This is a genomic window from Streptomyces beijiangensis (assembly GCF_017315755.1).
In the GTDB taxonomy this organism is placed as follows: domain Bacteria; phylum Actinomycetota; class Actinomycetes; order Streptomycetales; family Streptomycetaceae; genus Streptomyces; species Streptomyces beijiangensis.
In genome coordinates this window covers 1-633 of record NZ_JAFLRJ010001404.1, presented here as the reverse complement: position 1 = coordinate 633, position 633 = coordinate 1, and the positions used below count along the sequence as shown (strand labels likewise).

Sequence of the window (633 nt, the reverse complement as noted above, 5' to 3'; positions counted from 1 at the left end):
CCTTGATCTCATGGAAGAGGTGGAGGGCGGGGACGCCCGGCTCCTCGGTCCGGCGCCGGTGCAGGTGTTCGCGGTAGGGGTCGACGAGGGTGGGCCGGTAGGCCGGCGCGATGCGCAGACCGGTGGGCTCGGGCATGCGGGCGTAGCGTTTGACGGTGTTCAACGCGAGGCCGAGGCGGCGGGAGCAGTCCAGCAGGCCGACGCCCTGGCCGAGCAGGGTGTGGACCTTGTTCCAGCGTTCACGGGTGGTCTGCTCGCGCACGCCGCCGGGCAGCGGCGGGTTGAGGACGGCGGCCCAGCAGCCGGCGTGCGCGCGGACCTCGAGCTGGACCTTGTCGCACAGGTTGCGCCACAGGTGCCAGCGGTCGCTGACCTGCACCGCGTCGGGCAGGGCGCGACGGATGGCCTCGGCATAGGTGGCCGAGCCGTCCCGGCATACGACCTCGATGCCGGGATGCTCGCGCAGCCAGGCTTCCAGGGGGTCGGCGTCCCGGCCGGGCAGGACCTCGATGCGCCGGCCGGTGACGGCATCGGTAATGATCGTGGCGTAGCGGCGACGGCGCCGCAGCGCGAAATCGTCCACCCCGATCACCCGTGGGACCGGCGCCTCGGGCACCGGCAGACGCCACAGCC

Annotated in this window: 1 protein-coding gene; it reads right to left on the bottom strand. The window is 73.1% G+C overall.

Going from position 1 to position 633, the window contains the following annotated elements; translation table 11 throughout:
- On the bottom strand, positions 1–633 hold a 633-nt coding region (locus J0695_RS42025), incomplete at both ends, for a transposase (protein ID WP_206970056.1).